14 protein-coding genes are annotated in these 15,107 nt (G+C 49.5%); 9 read left to right on the top strand and 5 right to left on the bottom strand.

The window, feature by feature from the left end; all coding sequences use genetic code 11:
- Positions 1 to 26: 26 nt before the first annotated feature.
- A complete protein-coding gene (locus tag NAZ64_RS10015) occupies positions 27 to 200 on the bottom strand; it encodes a hypothetical protein (RefSeq protein ID WP_220569585.1) in 174 nt (57 codons plus the stop codon).
- 581 nt (positions 201 to 781) lie between these two features.
- Between NAZ64_RS10015 and NAZ64_RS10020 the strand changes: the two genes are divergently transcribed.
- Genes NAZ64_RS10020 through NAZ64_RS10045 form a run of 6 tightly spaced genes read left to right on the top strand, consistent with a single transcriptional unit; the run spans position 782 to position 5,629 of the window.
- The gene (locus NAZ64_RS10020) at positions 782 to 2,074 is read left to right on the top strand and encodes an MFS transporter (protein ID WP_483640923.1); all 1,293 of its coding nucleotides are present in this window, start codon (positions 782 to 784) and stop codon (positions 2,072 to 2,074) included.
- Between the two features lie 15 nt (positions 2,075 to 2,089).
- Positions 2,090 to 2,533, top strand: a complete 444-nt coding sequence (locus tag NAZ64_RS10025; protein ID WP_483640924.1) for a beta C-S lyase family protein — start codon at positions 2,090 to 2,092, stop codon at positions 2,531 to 2,533.
- Positions 2,508 to 3,257, top strand: a complete 750-nt coding sequence (locus tag NAZ64_RS10030; RefSeq protein WP_483640934.1) for an aminotransferase class I/II-fold pyridoxal phosphate-dependent enzyme — start codon at positions 2,508 to 2,510, stop codon at positions 3,255 to 3,257. The genes NAZ64_RS10025 and NAZ64_RS10030 overlap by 26 nt, the downstream gene beginning before the upstream one ends.
- A gap of 9 nt (positions 3,258 to 3,266) precedes the next feature.
- Complete coding sequence (locus tag NAZ64_RS10035; protein ID WP_220569582.1) at positions 3,267 to 3,647, top strand: RidA family protein; 381 nt, start codon at positions 3,267 to 3,269, stop codon at positions 3,645 to 3,647.
- Between the two features lie 20 nt (positions 3,648 to 3,667).
- On the top strand, positions 3,668 to 4,333 hold the full coding sequence (locus NAZ64_RS10040; RefSeq protein ID WP_237121978.1) for a helix-turn-helix transcriptional regulator: 666 nt from the start codon (positions 3,668 to 3,670) through the stop codon (positions 4,331 to 4,333).
- Between the two features lie 54 nt (positions 4,334 to 4,387).
- Positions 4,388 to 5,629, top strand: a complete 1,242-nt coding sequence (locus NAZ64_RS10045) for an MFS transporter (RefSeq protein ID WP_094965016.1) — start codon at positions 4,388 to 4,390, stop codon at positions 5,627 to 5,629.
- Positions 5,630 to 6,128: 499 nt separating this feature from the next.
- On the opposite strand, the gene NAZ64_RS10050 is transcribed toward NAZ64_RS10045, so the two are convergent.
- The gene (locus tag NAZ64_RS10050; protein ID WP_220569581.1) at positions 6,129 to 7,331 is read right to left on the bottom strand and encodes a BaiN/RdsA family NAD(P)/FAD-dependent oxidoreductase; all 1,203 of its coding nucleotides are present in this window, start codon (positions 7,329 to 7,331) and stop codon (positions 6,129 to 6,131) included.
- A gap of 230 nt (positions 7,332 to 7,561) precedes the next feature.
- Between NAZ64_RS10050 and pitA the strand changes: the two genes are divergently transcribed.
- Positions 7,562 to 9,058, top strand: a complete 1,497-nt coding sequence (pitA, locus tag NAZ64_RS10055) for an inorganic phosphate transporter PitA (RefSeq protein ID WP_000902764.1) — start codon at positions 7,562 to 7,564, stop codon at positions 9,056 to 9,058.
- A 140-nt stretch (positions 9,059 to 9,198) separates the two neighbouring features.
- Here pitA and uspB read toward each other — a convergent pair whose 3' ends face one another.
- Positions 9,199 to 9,534, bottom strand: a complete 336-nt coding sequence (gene uspB, locus NAZ64_RS10060) for a universal stress protein UspB (RefSeq protein ID WP_000626193.1) — start codon at positions 9,532 to 9,534, stop codon at positions 9,199 to 9,201.
- Between the two features lie 387 nt (positions 9,535 to 9,921).
- Between uspB and uspA the strand changes: the two genes are divergently transcribed.
- Together uspA and dtpB are read left to right on the top strand one after the other, a co-directional pair.
- Entirely contained in the window at positions 9,922 to 10,356 is a 435-nt protein-coding gene (gene uspA, locus NAZ64_RS10065) for a universal stress protein UspA (protein WP_000323565.1), read from the top strand.
- Positions 10,357 to 10,680: 324 nt separating this feature from the next.
- Complete coding sequence (gene dtpB, locus NAZ64_RS10070) at positions 10,681 to 12,153, top strand: dipeptide/tripeptide permease DtpB (RefSeq protein ID WP_220569580.1); 1,473 nt, start codon at positions 10,681 to 10,683, stop codon at positions 12,151 to 12,153.
- Between the two features lie 91 nt (positions 12,154 to 12,244).
- Here dtpB and rsmJ read toward each other — a convergent pair whose 3' ends face one another.
- Together rsmJ and prlC are read right to left on the bottom strand one after the other, a co-directional pair.
- A complete protein-coding gene (gene rsmJ / locus NAZ64_RS10075) occupies positions 12,245 to 13,003 on the bottom strand; it encodes a 16S rRNA (guanine(1516)-N(2))-methyltransferase RsmJ (protein ID WP_039513546.1) in 759 nt (252 codons plus the stop codon).
- Positions 13,004 to 13,009: 6 nt separating this feature from the next.
- The gene (gene prlC, locus NAZ64_RS10080) at positions 13,010 to 15,052 is read right to left on the bottom strand and encodes an oligopeptidase A (RefSeq protein ID WP_000184178.1); all 2,043 of its coding nucleotides are present in this window, start codon (positions 15,050 to 15,052) and stop codon (positions 13,010 to 13,012) included.
- Positions 15,053 to 15,107 lie beyond the last annotated feature (55 nt).

Here is a 15,107-nt window from a genome sequence, read left to right on the forward strand (position 1 = left end):
AATCGACCCGCCGTAATCCCTGTTGTCTAACCATGCGTGTCACAAAGTCCGCCAAGCGTGCGCTCAGCGGGGGTTTCCATCCGGGATAAGAAGGAATGAAAAACAATGGCCATTGAGCGAGCAAGCGTTAAGGCAACGCGCGCCGCGAAGGAAGTGAATGACGAAAATGCTGTGAAATCGGGTAGTAATGTTGTCATCATCAGCGTTCCTGGCCGGAAATGAAACACGCATACTCATAACTGCTGTCTATTGAATACTAACACCTGGATTCAATATGTCTATTCGGTTGTAGCACAGATGTTGCAGACAAAAAATCGTGCCCGTCAATCTATTTACCGAAGGGGCTGGTAACGAAAGCATGCGTGATTACCCCTGCTCAAGTCGCCGGGCCCGGCTAAAAAACATGGATACAGCCCACGGCATCAAATATTCGTACTTCTAATAAGGAAACCCTCCTGCCGGAGGAAAAATACGATAATATTTTATCCACTTTCCTGCCCCTATTCTCCGCCCTACTCAGCATATATGTTGTCAAACAGTTACGGCCTGAAATATAAAAATTTATAATTTTTATAAAATTACAACCGTAAATAATTAATGCCCCACACATATGTATAATTTATTATATATATAAGCACATGATTTTAATGATATTTAATTAGAATAGATAATTTTTTATCTTTTCTACCCACTCTGTGAGATGCTTCATAATATTCATGCGTATAAAAAATTATATTCTCACATGAACACTTGGTTCTTATTTATGGACAGGCGAAGGTTTATGAAAACATCCAATTTTCAAAAATGGTTGATGGTCATTCTTCTGGCAATCGGAGGAGGGACCATTTTTAAATCGATGTACCTCAGGGAAGTATTTTATTATCCCTGGAATGAATTCATGGGAGTGAATAACACGGATTCAGGCCTGCTGATGAGCTGGCTGGGGTTTGTGGGGATTGTTTCATCTTCAATTGCCGGGGTGATTATCGATAAGGTGAACAATACCCGACTGATTATTTCTTTTACCTTTCTGGCTGTGGGCGTAACCACATTATGGCAGTCAACAGCACCGGGCCTGGCTACGCAGTATGTCATCATCGGCATATTGTCTTTCCTCGCAAATGGTCTTTTCCTAGTATCGATGGTGCGCGCAACCCGTCTGATTGGTAATGCCAGTGACCAGGGGAAACTGTTTGGTTTCCTGGAGTCCGGACGTGGTATCGCTGGGTCAGCCATCTCTGCCGTTGCCGTGGCATGGTTCGCCATGTCTGCAACCGAAGTGGAAGGGATTGGCAGTGTGCTACATGCATACGGCTTTCTCTACCTGGCGCTGGGTGTTCTGATGTGGTTCGCCATGCCACGTGATAACCATAATTCTGCTTCCGGAGAAAAAAAGGCCAAAGAAAAAATATCTGTACACGATATTCTGGCTGTCATGAAGGTTAAGGAAGTCTGGTTTGCAGCTTTCTCCATCTTTGCAACCATCTCCTTCTATCAGGGGTCCTCATATCTAGTTCCTTATCTGTCTGATGTCTACGGGATGACCGCCGAACATGCCGGAATTATCGGTATGATCCGTGCTTATGTCCTCGCTATCCTGATTGCACCGGTTGTGGGTCTGCTCGCAGACAAAGTCGGCTCGGCGATTAAGGTGATGAATTGGCTGTTTATTGCCGGGGTGATTGGTGTCGCCATGTTCCTGGTGATCCCACAGGATCCGACTATGGTATGGGTCCTGATCGGCACCCTGATGATTGTAGGCTCCATTAACTTTGCTCTGCGCGGGATCATGTATGCGCAGATTGAGGAAATGAAGGTTCCTGTTCGTCTGACCGGTACCGTTATGGGGATCATGGCCACTGTGGGATTCTCTCCGGAAATGTTTATCCATGCGTTATTCGGGTACTGGCTTGATGCATATAAGGTACAGGGTTACACCTACATGTTTATCTTCATGGGTGCCATGTTTGCTCTCGCTGTATTCACTTCACTTTTACTTCTCCGCAATGCCAAAACGGCATTTAAGAAAATGGATGGTGAACCGGCGAATACTTTCCGGACTGCGGCTGAATAAATTAAGGAAAATAAAATGAAATATGATTTTAATGAGACCTATCAGAGAACAGCATCAGAAAAATGGGAATATGACAGTGTCATTAATGGATTTCCAGTAATACCTATGTCTGTTGCCGATACCGATTTAGTTTCTCCCGTCGAGGTTCGTCAGGCACTGATTGAAGTCTGTAACCGCAGAGAATTCGGATATCCGGCCTATCATGACGATTTTAAGGATGTTCTGGCATCCTGGTATGAGCGATATTATAACTGGCGGCCGGATACGGCTGATATTATTGAAACACCGCCTTTACTGATGACGATGGGTGCTTTTATCAGAGGAATGACACAGTGTAATGAATCTGTTGTGGTTATGACACCTGTCTATCATTCTTTTGCCAGAACCATCCGTGAAAACCACCGTGCTGTAACTGAGTGTGATCTGCTGCGTGATGAAAAAAAATCATTACACTATTGATTTTGAAAAACTGGAAGATACCTGTTCACGCCCGGAGAATAAAATTCTGATTTTCTGTAATCCTCATAATCCAGTGGGGCGTTGCTGGACTGGAGAGGAAGTCAGGAAAGTCGCCGCAATTGCTCAGAAAACAGGAACAATCCTGATTTCTGACGAAATTCATGCAGATTTTGTCTATGACGAAAAATGCTATACGCCGGTCATGAAAGCTGCGGAAAATTTAAATGGCATTATCGTTTTTTCATCCGGAGGGAAGCTGTTTAACATTGGCGGTATTTTTAGTTCCTATGTCTTCACGGCCGATCCTGTATTTAAAAAACAGATGGCAGTTGTCCTGAAAGAATTACATTTTCAGCCCACTGCGTTCGCGCATGAAGCCGCATATGCCGGATATAAATATTGCCATGACTATCGTGAAGAGGTGGTGAATCATATCCGTAAAATGCAGATTAAACTGGTTAACGGGCTCAATAACATGCCATATCCGGTAAAAGCCAATCAGCCGGAAGCCACTTATCTTGTATGGGCCGACTTTAATGATACGGGCTGGTCAGGTGATCGCATTCAGGAATTTTTAGTGCAGGATGCGGGACTCGGGTTTAACCGGGGAGATCAGTTTGGTGTTGCCGGTACCGGATTTGCCCGAATTAACTGTGGTGTTCCGGAGTCGCGTATTGATGAAGCACTGAGTCGTCTGGAAAAGGCATTCAGTAAGTATTTTTAAGGAACAGAAGTGAAAGAGATTATTTTTACAGAAAAAACGCCGGCAGCAATTGGGCCATACCGCCAGGGTAATACGTTGGGTAACTTTATTTTTACCTCCGGACAATTGCCCATTAACGCTGACAGTGGCAAAATTGAAACCGATGATATTCAGGAACAGACTCGTCAGTCACTGCTTAATCTTCTGGCTGTGGTTAAGGCGGCAGGCGGTGACACCGATACGGTACTGAAAACGACCTGTTTTTTGAGTGATATGGCTGATTTTTCCGCGTTCAACGATGTCTATGCCAGCTTTTTTAAGGTAAATCCGCCAGCACGTAGTTGTTTTGCTGTAAAAACTCTTCCTATGGGTGCCAGAGTTGAGATTGAAGCTGTGGCATTTCGTCGATAACAAAGGTGGTTGCCACTGAGGTGGCAACCAGATTAACCATGAAAAACACTTGTCTTGAACCTTATGAATTTCTGATCGATTTCCTGGCCGATTATTTTGGTGAAAATACGGAAGTTGTTCTGCACAATCTGTCTGATCTTGAGTCTTCCATACACAAAATCAGAAATGGGCATATCAGCGGCCGCTCTGTCGGAGATCCCATCACCGATCTGGTAGCCCGTGCCATGAAGAACAATGACAGTGAGGTACATTACCAGTGTAATTATCTCAGCAAAACACGCGATGGCAGACGACTTAAGTGTGCCACTTTTTTTATCCGGAATAAGCAGGGAGAAATTGTTGGCGCGCTGTGTCTGAATACCGTCGTTGAAGATTTAATTGCCCTGAATGATAAACTTAGTCATTTTTTAAGTATTTTTGTCGGGCAGACTGACAATAATAACGGCACTCAGCTTGATGAACATATTGGACTGACCATTCCTGAAATGGTTGATCTCAAAATTAATAATGTAATCAATATTGAAAATATTAACCCAGAGTCACTGAATGCTGAAAATAAAAGCCATATTATTTCATTACTAAATGATGAAGGCGTATTTCTGCTTAAAGGGGCAGTAACGAAAGTAGCCAAAAAGCTTAACATATCAGAACCCACTGTTTATAAATACATACAAAAATTAAAATAACACAAGAGACTAACGGATCAATCTACAGTAACGTCTAATTATACAGGCGGACATATGGAACATGCAGAAGACAAATCGATTAAAAGGCATAACCTGATTTTTTTTATTCTTCTGGCAGTTGGTGGGGGAACAATATTCAAGGCTATGTATTTGCGTGAAGTATTCTACTATCCGTGGAATGAATACTTTTCACTGACAAATACACAATCGGGCATGTTAATGAGCTGGCTCGGGTTTGTGGGCATTATATCAGGTGCTGTTTCAGGCATCATCGTTGACCGTTTCAAAAATCCTAAAAACATTCTTACCATTGCCTATCTCACAATGGCAGCCCTTGCCATCTGGCAGTCCTTCCGGCCGTCCTATCAGGCCATGTTTATTATCGTCGGATTTATGTCCTTTGTCGGTAACGGGCTGTTCCTGGTTTCCATGACAAAAATTGCCAGACTCCTCGCATCAGACAATGAACAGGGGCGGTATTTTGGATTTCTGGAGTCCGGTCGTGGAATTGCTGGCACCGTTCTGACATTATGTGCCGTGGCCATTGTTGGCCTGCATGGCTCCAGTGCTGTCAGCATTGGTTTTATTTTACGGTTTGACGCAGCTATTTACATTATTCTGGGGTTCACCTCTTATTATTTATTTCCGAAAGGTGTTAGTGCTATTGAAAATGCGGCACCTAAAAAAATGTCGGATCTTATTTCACTACTCAAAAGTGTAAAACTTTGGTTGGCAGCATTCATTATCAGCTGCGTTATTTTTGTTTACCAGGGCGGAGCTTATCTGGTACCATACCTCTCCGATGCCTATGGAATGACTCCCGACCAAACTGCCGTTATCGGGATGATTAGGGCATATTTTCTCGCTTTTATTATTTCGCCTTTTGCAGGCCTGCTTGCAGATAAGATTGGTTCTTCCCTGAAAGTTATGGCCAGCTTCTTTATTCTCGGCGCACTGATAACTGCATCTTTTATATTTATTCCTCATGACTCACGATTTCTGATCCTGCTTATTACTCTGGTTTTATTATTGGGAGCACTTACATTTGGCATGCGCGGTATAATGTATGCGCAGGTAAATGAAATTCGCATACCGAAAGTGTTTACCGGGACCGCAATGGGGATATTAATCTGCATCGGATTCAGCCCGGAAGCTTATGTCCATCTTATCTTCGGATACCTTCTTGATACGTATAAAGAATTCGCATATACGCTGATGTTTGCCACTATTGCAGTTGTTCTTTTTGCTGGCGCACTGTGCAGTGGTTTGCTTTACAGGATTAATAAGAAAGTATGATTCCCCGTTGTAAACAGTGTAAATATCGACTACATACTACCAGAAGGCCCTGTCAGGGGCCTTATTCTGTATCCGATTTTGTTGGCCAGTATCCGACCTGAATGCGGTCTGCTTCAAAACCCAACTGAGATTAATACATTCATAATGAAAATGGTTAAACATATTTCATTCTGATTATAGATATCGTCTAACAAATTTTTATCTCTAAACTTGGTTCTGTTTTGAGCCAACGCAAATCGGGCAATCACCCCAAAGTAACATCCAGAACAGATGTTCAATCTAAAGTTATTCAGGCTCCCGAGCTGAAACCATTTATCTGGTTTTACTGCCACGACCTTATAGCGAAAACCACCGTCCACATTCCCCATTGTTAAAATGAAATCGGTGGTCATGACATGTAAAGTGAGTGCCCCTTGTCCGGAATACTTCTGACTAAAAGATGCTATAGGCAAGATATACGGCAATCAGTCGAATGAGACCAAAAAACACATAATATCAATTAGTTAATTTTTAACGCTATCAAATCCTGCGCGCAGGCCCAGGCGCTCGACCACGCCCACTGGAAGTTATAGCCGCCCAACCAGCCGGTGACGTCCATCACTTCGCCGATAAAATAGAGACCCGGCACGCGGCGCGCTTCCATAGTCCGCGATGATAGTTCGTTTGTATCCACGCCGCCCAGCGTCACTTCCGCTGTCCGATAGCCTTCGGTGCCGTTAGGCTGCACTTGCCAGGCCGTAAGCGTGTCAACCAACGCCTGCTGGTCACGAACGTTCAACTGCCTGAGCGATACATCCGGGATGTGCCCCAACTGTTGTAAACACTCCACCAACCGTTTCGGCAGATGCATCGCCAGCGTGTTCTTCAGACTCTGGTTCGGGTGCGCGTTACGCTGTTCATTGAGAACGTCTTCCAGCAAGAGGTCCGGCAATAAGTTAATGCTCACTAACTCGCCCGGTTGCCAGTAGCTGGAAATCTGTAAAACAGCGGGGCCGGACAGCCCACGATGGGTAAAAAGTAGGTTTTCCCGAAATACCGTGCCATTGCGGGCGGTAATTACGCAGGGCACAGAGACGCCAGACAGCGTCTGGAGCTGTTCTAACAGCGGCTTATGTAGCGTAAAGGGCACCAGCCCGGCGCGCGTCGGCAACACCTTGAGACCAAACTGTTCGGCGATTTTATAGCCAAACGGTGATGCGCCAAGCCCCGGCATCGACAGGCCGCCGCTGGCAATCACCAGCTTTTGCGTAGTCACCGTCTCGCCGTTCAACGCCAGTACGAAACCCGACTCATCACGCTCGACGCTCAATACCTCGCTACGCAGGCGCATCGTTACGCCGCCTTTGTCGCACTCGGCAACCAGCATATCGACAATGCGTTGGGCGGAATCATCGCAAAAAAGCTGTCCCAGCGTTTTCTCATGCCAGGCTATCCCATACCTGTCGACCAGATCGATAAAATCCCACTGGGTATAGCGGGCTAACGCTGATTTACAAAAATGGGGGTTCTGGCTCAAATACGCAGCAGGCTCAACATAAAGATTAGTAAAGTTGCAGCGTCCACCGCCGGACATGAGGATTTTACGCCCTGGCTTCTTGCCATTATCGATGAGCAGCACGCGGCTACCCGCCTGTCCTGCCTGCGCGGCGCAAAACATGCCCGCTGCGCCAGCGCCTATAATAACGGCATCAAACCTTTCCACGTCGCCTTCCTCTCTCAAATTCGGGCGGGAATTGTAAAGTTTCCTCAGTGGTCGCACCAGCGCGAAAAGCGCCTGAAAATGGTATTTATCTGAAATATATAAGATAATTCTTTAGTGATATCAAACAAAGCACGAAGTACATCAAAAAAAGTCTATATTTCACTTTGCCCGCGCCGCCAAAGTCACTGATAATGCGCCGCGTTCATGTCCTCAAAATGGCGTAACGTCCTATGCTACATTTGTTTGCTGGCCTGGATTTACATACCGGGCTTTTATTATTGCTTGCTCTGGCTTTTGTGCTGTTCTACGAAGCAATTAACGGCTTCCATGACACAGCCAATGCAGTCGCAACCGTGATTTACACCCGTGCGATGCGTTCGCAGCTGGCGGTTGTCATGGCGGCGGTGTTTAACTTTTTTGGCGTTTTGCTGGGGGGTCTCAGCGTGGCGTATGCCATTGTGCATATGCTACCAACGGATCTCCTGCTCAACATGGGTTCCGCGCACGGCCTCGCTATGGTCTTTTCCATGTTGCTGGCGGCGATTATCTGGAACCTCGGTACCTGGTATTTCGGGTTGCCGGCGTCCAGTTCCCACACGCTGATTGGCGCCATTATCGGCATCGGTTTAACCAATGCGATGATGACCGGCACGTCAGTGGTGGATGCGCTTAACATCCCGAAAGTTATCAATATTTTCGGTTCACTCATTATCTCCCCTATTGTCGGTCTGGTATTCGCCGGCGGTCTGATTTTCTTGCTGCGCCGCTACTGGAGCGGTACTAAGAAACGCGCCCGTATCCACCTGACGCCAGCCGAACGTGAAAAGAAAGACGGCAAGAAAAAGCCGCCGTTCTGGACGCGTATCGCGCTGATCCTCTCAGCTATCGGCGTGGCGTTTTCGCATGGCGCGAACGATGGTCAGAAAGGCATTGGCCTGGTCATGCTGGTGCTGATTGGCGTCGCGCCTGCGGGTTTCGTGGTCAATATGAATGCCTCCAGCTACGAAATCACCCGTACGCGCGATGCTATCAACAATGTCGAAACGTACTTTGAGCAGCGTCCTGACCTGCTGAAAGCCGTCACCGGCGTTGACCAACTGATTCCCTCTCCGGAACCGGGCGCGACTGAACCGACTGAATTCCACTGCCATCCGGCTAACACCATTAACGCGCTTAACCGTGCGAAAGGGATGCTGGCAAACGTGGAAAGCTACGACAAGTTAAGCGTTGAACAGCGTAGTCAGTTGCGTCGCATTATGCTGTGCATTTCCGACACGACCGATAAAGTCGTGAAATTGCCTGGCGTAAGCAGCGATGACCAGCGCCTGCTGAAAAAGCTGAAGACCGATATGTTAAGCACCATTGAGTATGCGCCGGTGTGGATCATTATGGCAGTGGCGTTGGCGCTGGGTATTGGTACGATGATCGGCTGGCGTCGCGTGGCGACCACTATCGGCGAGAAAATTGGTAAAAAAGGCATGACGTATGCGCAGGGAATGTCGGCGCAGATGACGGCGGCAGTCTCTATCGGTCTTGCCAGCTACACCGGTATGCCAGTTTCTACCACTCACGTACTCTCCTCTTCAGTGGCGGGAACCATGGTCGTTGATGGTGGCGGGTTGCAGCGTAAAACCGTGACCAGCATTCTGATGGCCTGGGTATTTACGTTACCGGCGGCGATTATTCTTTCCGGCGTGCTGTACTGGCTTTCCCTGAAGATTATTTAAGCCAAATGGGCCGGATAGCGCTGTCGCTAATCCGGCCTGTCAGGATGAAATGCCACAGGCCTGACAGGCCGCTGCAAGCGGCGTCATCCGGGAGGCTTATCTAACACGAGCGGGTCAGGAAACTGGCCCGCTTTTTTCATTCAGTGCCAAATCATGAGCGCAATCAAGCTCACCACCACCAAACCGCATAACGCGCTGGTCAGCAGAAACTGGCGGCGCACGCGTTCACAACGGCGAATAAATTCTTCATCATGATGATCGCGATAGCGCTGAGCGTAGATATACCATACCAGGCGCACCTGTTTGTTGGGCTGACCATGCGTGGTAAAGAAGCCGCCGCCATCGACATATTGATAGAGCAAAGGATCGCAACCACGAAGTACCACTAACAGTGCGCGTAGTGATGAGAAATAGCGCGCCATATTAACAATGCAAACGACACATAAAGCCCAGAATAGTGAGACGGTGCTTATCATATCTCCTCCCCGGCGACCCGCCCACGGAGTTCCTCTCCGGGACTACCGCTCCCCGATACCCTGCCAGACAATCAGTGAAAGAGTACTACGAAAGCCGTCCATATTAGCGCTCCGCATTCGAACGGCTCTTATACACATTGTAGGAGATCAGTTAATTTTTTTACCAGAAGGTTAATCACTATCAATGCAATTCCCTGAAAATTTTGTTTAACTAACTGGCAAGCAAGGCAGATTGACGGATTATCCTGGTCGCTATAATGTAAGGATAGTTATGGTAAACGGCTGAGCTAGCCCCGCGCATAGAGTTCGCAGGACGCGGGTGACGCGGCGGCATAAGAAACGCCAGTAGCTCAATGGTCATCGACAACTTATGGAAGGAGTAACACTATGGCTTATAAACACATTCTTATCGCAGTTGATCTCTCCCCGGAAAGTAAAGTTCTGGTTGAAAAAGCGGTCTCTATGGCGCGCCCCTACAACGCGAAAATCTCCCTCATCCACGTTGATGTGAACTATTCTGACCTGTACACCGGTCTGATTGACGTCAATCTGGGCGATATGCAGAAACGTATCTCCGAAGAAACCCACCACGCGCTGACCGAGCTGTCTACCAACGCTGGCTACCCTATCACTGAAACCCTGAGCGGTAGCGGCGATTTGGGCCAGGTGCTGGTTGACGCCATCAAGAAATACGATATGGATCTGGTCGTTTGCGGTCATCACCAGGACTTCTGGAGCAAACTGATGTCTTCTGCGCGCCAGCTGATCAACACCGTTCACGTTGACATGCTGATTGTTCCGCTGCGCGACGAAGAAGAGTAATACTTGCCGTGCCGGCTGGCGGCTAAGACCGCATCTGGTCTATAGTCAATCAGGTTGGCCTGAACCATCAGGCAAATTCCGGCTATCAACAACAACGCCCGCTTATGTGGGCGTTTTGTTTATCCCCCCTTCTTCGCAGTACTCAGTACATCATTCCATCACACCAAACATAATTAGTGTGATCCACTAATTAGTTTGCGTATCATTTGTATAATAACCTATTGACCAGGCTAATAACCGCAGTCTATATCAGGGTAAGTCTTTTCGGCGCGTTTTGATATACGCGCTCATACGTTTCGGGATGGCATTAAAAGGCGAAGGAATATGAATACAACTGCACCTACGGGCTTGCTGCAGCAACCTCGTCCATTCTTCATGATCTTTTTTGTAGAATTATGGGAACGATTTGGCTATTACGGCGTCCAGGGCATCCTGGCGGTCTTTTTCGTTAAACAATTGGGTTTTTCTCAGGAACAGGCCTTTATTACCTTTGGCGCTTTTGCAGCGCTGGTTTATGGCCTGATCTCCATCGGCGGCTATGTTGGCGACCATCTGTTAGGGACTAAACGCACCCTGGTCCTGGGCGCGATTGTGCTGGCGATTGGCTATTTTATGACCGGCATGTCGCTATTAAATCCCGATCTGATTTTTATCGCACTAGGTACGATTGCCGTGGGCAACGGGTTATTTAAAGCCAATCCCGCCAGCCTGCTCTCTAAATGCTATCAGCCTAAAGATCCCCGGCTGGATGGCGCTTTCACCCTGTTTTATATGTCGATTAACATCGGTTCTTTGTTATCGCTATCGCTGGCGCCGGTGATTGCCGATAAATTTGGCTATGCGGTGACCTATAATCTGTGCGGCGCTGGTTTAATTGTTGCGCTTCTGGTGTACTTCGCCTGCCGTGGCATGGTGAAAAATATCGGTTCTGAACCGGATCATAAACCGCTACGTTTTCGCAATTTGCTGCTGGTACTGCTCGGCACCGTCGTCATGATTTTCCTCTGCGCCTGGCTGATGCACAACGTTAAGATTGCCAATCTGGTGCTCATCGTCCTTTCTATCGTCGTCACTATCTTCTTCTTTCGCGAAGCGTTTCGTCTGGATAAAACCGGCCGCAATAAAATGTTCGTGGCGTTTATTCTGATGATTGAAGCCGTGCTGTTTTACATTCTGTATGCGCAGATGCCTACCTCGCTGAACTTCTTTGCGATTAATAATGTGCATCATGAAATTCTTGGATTCGCCATTAACCCGGTGAGTTTTCAGGCGCTGAACCCATTCTGGGTGGTCGTCGCCAGTCCGGTACTGGCAGCGATTTACACCCGACTGGGTAGCAAAGGCAAAGATCTGACTATGCCGATGAAGTTTACGCTTGGCATGTTCCTCTGCGCGCTGGGTTTTCTGACCGCCGCCGCCGCCGGGATGTGGTTTGCCGATGCGCAAGGATTGACGTCGCCGTGGTTTATCGTGCTGGTGTATCTGTTCCAGAGTCTGGGCGAGCTGCTGATTAGCGCGCTGGGGCTGGCAATGGTCGCCGCTCTGGTGCCGCAGCATCTGATGGGCTTTATTCTGGGAATGTGGTTCCTGACCCAGGCCGCCGCCTTCCTGCTCGGCGGTTATGTGGCGACCTTCACTGCCGTACCGGAAAACATCACCGATCCGTTACAGACGCTGCCAATTTATACCGGCGTCTTTAGCAAAATTGGTCTGGTAACGCTGGCGGTCACCGTGGTGATGGCCATTATGGTGCCGTGGTTAAACCGAATGATTAATACGCCAAGTACCGAACAGTAATACTCAGTGCCGGATGCGGCTTACGCCTTATCCGGCCTACAAATAATTGAGAATCGTAGGCCCGATAAGCGCAACGCCATCGGGCAATCCGTTACTCCGTCAGAGGGGTTCCGGCATAAATATCAAACCGATGCCCTTTGGTGACGATGGCGTTGGGCGTCGCGACATCCGCCAGCGGCGGCGCATAATCGGGACGTTTGACCACCACGCGTTTGGTCGCCAACTGACGCGCCGGTTCCAGCAGTCCGTCGGCGTCTAAATCCGGCCCCACCAACGACTGAAACACCCGCATCTCTTTCTTCACCAGCGCGCTTTTCTGCCGGTGAGGAAACATCGGATCGAGGTAGACCACCTGCGGGCGCGGCGTGATATCGGTTAACGCCGTCAGGCTGGAAGCATGAATCAACTGCAAACGCTCCTGAAGCCAGCCGCCAATATCCGCATCGGCGTAGCCGCGCGCCAGACCGTCATCGAGCAACGCGGCGACCACCGGATTACGCTCCAGCATCCGCACGCGGCAACCGACGGACGCCAGTACAAACGCATCGCGCCCCAGTCCGGCCGTGGCATCGACCACATCCGGCAGATAATCGCCCTTAATACCGACCGCCTTCGCCACCGCTTCGCCGCGCCCGCCGCCGAACTTACGTCGATGGGCCATCGCGCCGCCGACAAAATCGACGAAAATGCCGCCGAGCTTCGGTTCGTCGCGCTTGCGCAGCTCCAGATGTTGCGGCGTCAATACCAGCGCCATCGGGTTGTCTTCGTCATGCTCCAGTCCCCAGCGGGCAGCCAGAGCAGATAAGGCGCCGTCTGTGGCGCCCGTTTCATCCATTAAGCAGATTTGCACGTAAAATCAGCCTTTAATCCCGTAATGCTCCAGCATCGCGTCCAGTTGTGGTTCACGGCCACGGAAGCGTTTAAAGAGTTCCATCGGCTCTTCAGAACCACCGCGAGTCAGGATGTTATCAAGGAACGACTGACCGGTCTCACGGTTGAAAATGCCTTCTTCCTCAAAGCGGGAATAAGCGTCCGCCGCCAGTACGTCGGCCCACAGATAGCTGTAGTAGCCTGCCGCATAGCCGCCAGCAAAGATATGGCTGAACGCATGTGGAAAGCGACCCCATGTCGGTGACGGCACCACGGCGACCTGTTTTTTAATTTCAAAGAGCGTCTCAAGAATTTTCGCCCCTTGCTGCGGGTTAAATTCCGCATGCAGACGGAAATCAAACAGACCGAACTCCAGTTGACGCAGAATAAACAGCGCCGCCTGATAGTTTTTCGCCGCCAGCATTTTATCCAGCAGTTCCTTCGGCAACGGCTCGCCGGTTTCATAGTGGCCGGAGATAAACGCCAGCGCTTCCGGCTCCCAGCACCAGTTTTCCATAAACTGGCTCGGCAGTTCGACCGCGTCCCACGGCACCCCGCTGATACCGGAGACCCCGGCGGTCTCAATGCGGGTCAACATATGATGCAAGCCATGACCAAACTCGTGGAACAGGGTGATCACTTCGTCATGGGTAAACAGAGCGGGTTTACCGTTCACCGGACGGTTGAAATTACAGGTCAGATAAGCGACCGGCTTTTGCAATGTGCCGTCCGCCTTACGCATCTGGCCGACACAGTCGTCCATCCACGCCCCGCCGCGTTTGTGTTCGCGCGCGTACAGGTCAAGGTAGAAGCTGCCGCGCAGCTCGTTATTTTCGTCATACAGTTCAAAGAAACGTACTTCCGGGTGCCAGACATCAACGTCAGTACGCTCTTTGGCAGTGATGCCGTAAATACGTTTCACCACTTCAAACAGGCCATTCACGGCTTTGTTTTCCGGGAAGTACGGACGTAGCTGCTCATCGCTGATGCTGTACAGGTGCTGTTTTTGCTTTTCACTGTAGTACGCGATATCCCACGGTTGCAGCTCCTCAACGCCAAATTCGGCTTTGGCGAAGGCGCGCAGCTGGGCCAGCTCTTTTTCCCCCTGCGGACGGGCGCGTTTCGCCAAATCGGTCAGGAAGTCGAGCACCTGCTGCGGATTTTCCGCCATTTTGGTGGCCAGCGATTCATGGGCATAATTTTCGAAGCCCAGCAGTTGCGCCAGTTCATGGCGCAGCGCAAGAATTTCTTCCATCACCGGGCTGTTATCCCACTTACCGGCGTTCGGCCCCTGATCGGAGGCGCGAGTGGAATAGGCGCGATACATCTCTTCGCGCAACGCCTGGTTGTCGCAGTAGGTCATGACCGGCAGATAGCTCGGGATATCCAGGGTCAGCAGGTAACCTTCCTGCTCTTTGGCTTCCGCCTGGGCCTTTGCTGCCGCCAGAGCGCTTTCCGGCATTCCCGCCAGCTCGGCTTCGTCGGTGATGAGCTTCGTCCAGCCCATAGTGGCATCGAGCACATTATTGCTGTACTGGTTGCCCAGCTCAGACAGGCGAGTGGCGATTTCGCCGTAACGCTGCTGTTTCTCTTTCGGCAGGCCGATGCCGGACAGTTCAAAATCACGCAGCGCGTTATCGACCGCTTTCTTCTGCGCGGTATTCAGAGTGGCGTAATGATCGCCGTCGCGCAGGTCGCGGTACGCATTGTACAACCCTTCATGTTGACCAACCCAGGTGCTGTATTCAGACAGCAGCGGCAGCGTCTGTTCGTAGGCCTCACGCAGCTCCGGACTATTTTTCACCGAGTTTAAGTGGCTAATTGGCGAGAAAATACGCCCCAGAACATCGTCGGCTTCCGCCAACGGCTGGCAGAGGTTTTCCCAGCTATACGGCGCGCCATGCGCCACAACGCCTTCTACCGCCGCCCGGCAATCGGCCAACGCTTTGGTGACCGCAGGCACCACATGCTCCGGTTTAATTGCAGAAAAAGGCGGCAGTGAAAAAGACGTTAGTAATGGATTGGTCATATGCGCAGTCCTGTAGAAGAAGGTGAGTGGAGCGCGCTTTTGGCGCTCTCGCGAT

Source organism: Salmonella sp. A1325 (assembly GCF_056991255.1).

Excerpts from the sequence above, each read along its gene's own strand:
- NAZ64_RS10045 (WP_094965016.1), top strand. The coding sequence starts at position 4,388 with ATGGAACATGCAGAAGACAAATCGATTAAAAGGCATAACCTGATTTTT.
- NAZ64_RS10030 (WP_483640934.1), top strand. The coding sequence starts at position 2,508 with ATGAAAAAAAATCATTACACTATTGATTTTGAAAAACTGGAAGATACC.
- pitA (WP_000902764.1), top strand. The coding sequence starts at position 7,562 with ATGCTACATTTGTTTGCTGGCCTGGATTTACATACCGGGCTTTTATTA.
- NAZ64_RS10025 (WP_483640924.1), top strand. The coding sequence starts at position 2,090 with ATGAAATATGATTTTAATGAGACCTATCAGAGAACAGCATCAGAAAAA.
- uspB (WP_000626193.1), bottom strand. The coding sequence starts at position 9,534 with ATGATAAGCACCGTCTCACTATTCTGGGCTTTATGTGTCGTTTGCATT.
- uspA (WP_000323565.1), top strand. The coding sequence starts at position 9,922 with ATGGCTTATAAACACATTCTTATCGCAGTTGATCTCTCCCCGGAAAGT.
- dtpB (WP_220569580.1), top strand. The coding sequence starts at position 10,681 with ATGAATACAACTGCACCTACGGGCTTGCTGCAGCAACCTCGTCCATTC.
- NAZ64_RS10020 (WP_483640923.1), top strand. The coding sequence starts at position 782 with ATGAAAACATCCAATTTTCAAAAATGGTTGATGGTCATTCTTCTGGCA.
- prlC (WP_000184178.1), bottom strand. The coding sequence starts at position 15,052 with ATGACCAATCCATTACTAACGTCTTTTTCACTGCCGCCTTTTTCTGCA.
- NAZ64_RS10015 (WP_220569585.1), bottom strand. The coding sequence starts at position 200 with ATGATGACAACATTACTACCCGATTTCACAGCATTTTCGTCATTCACT.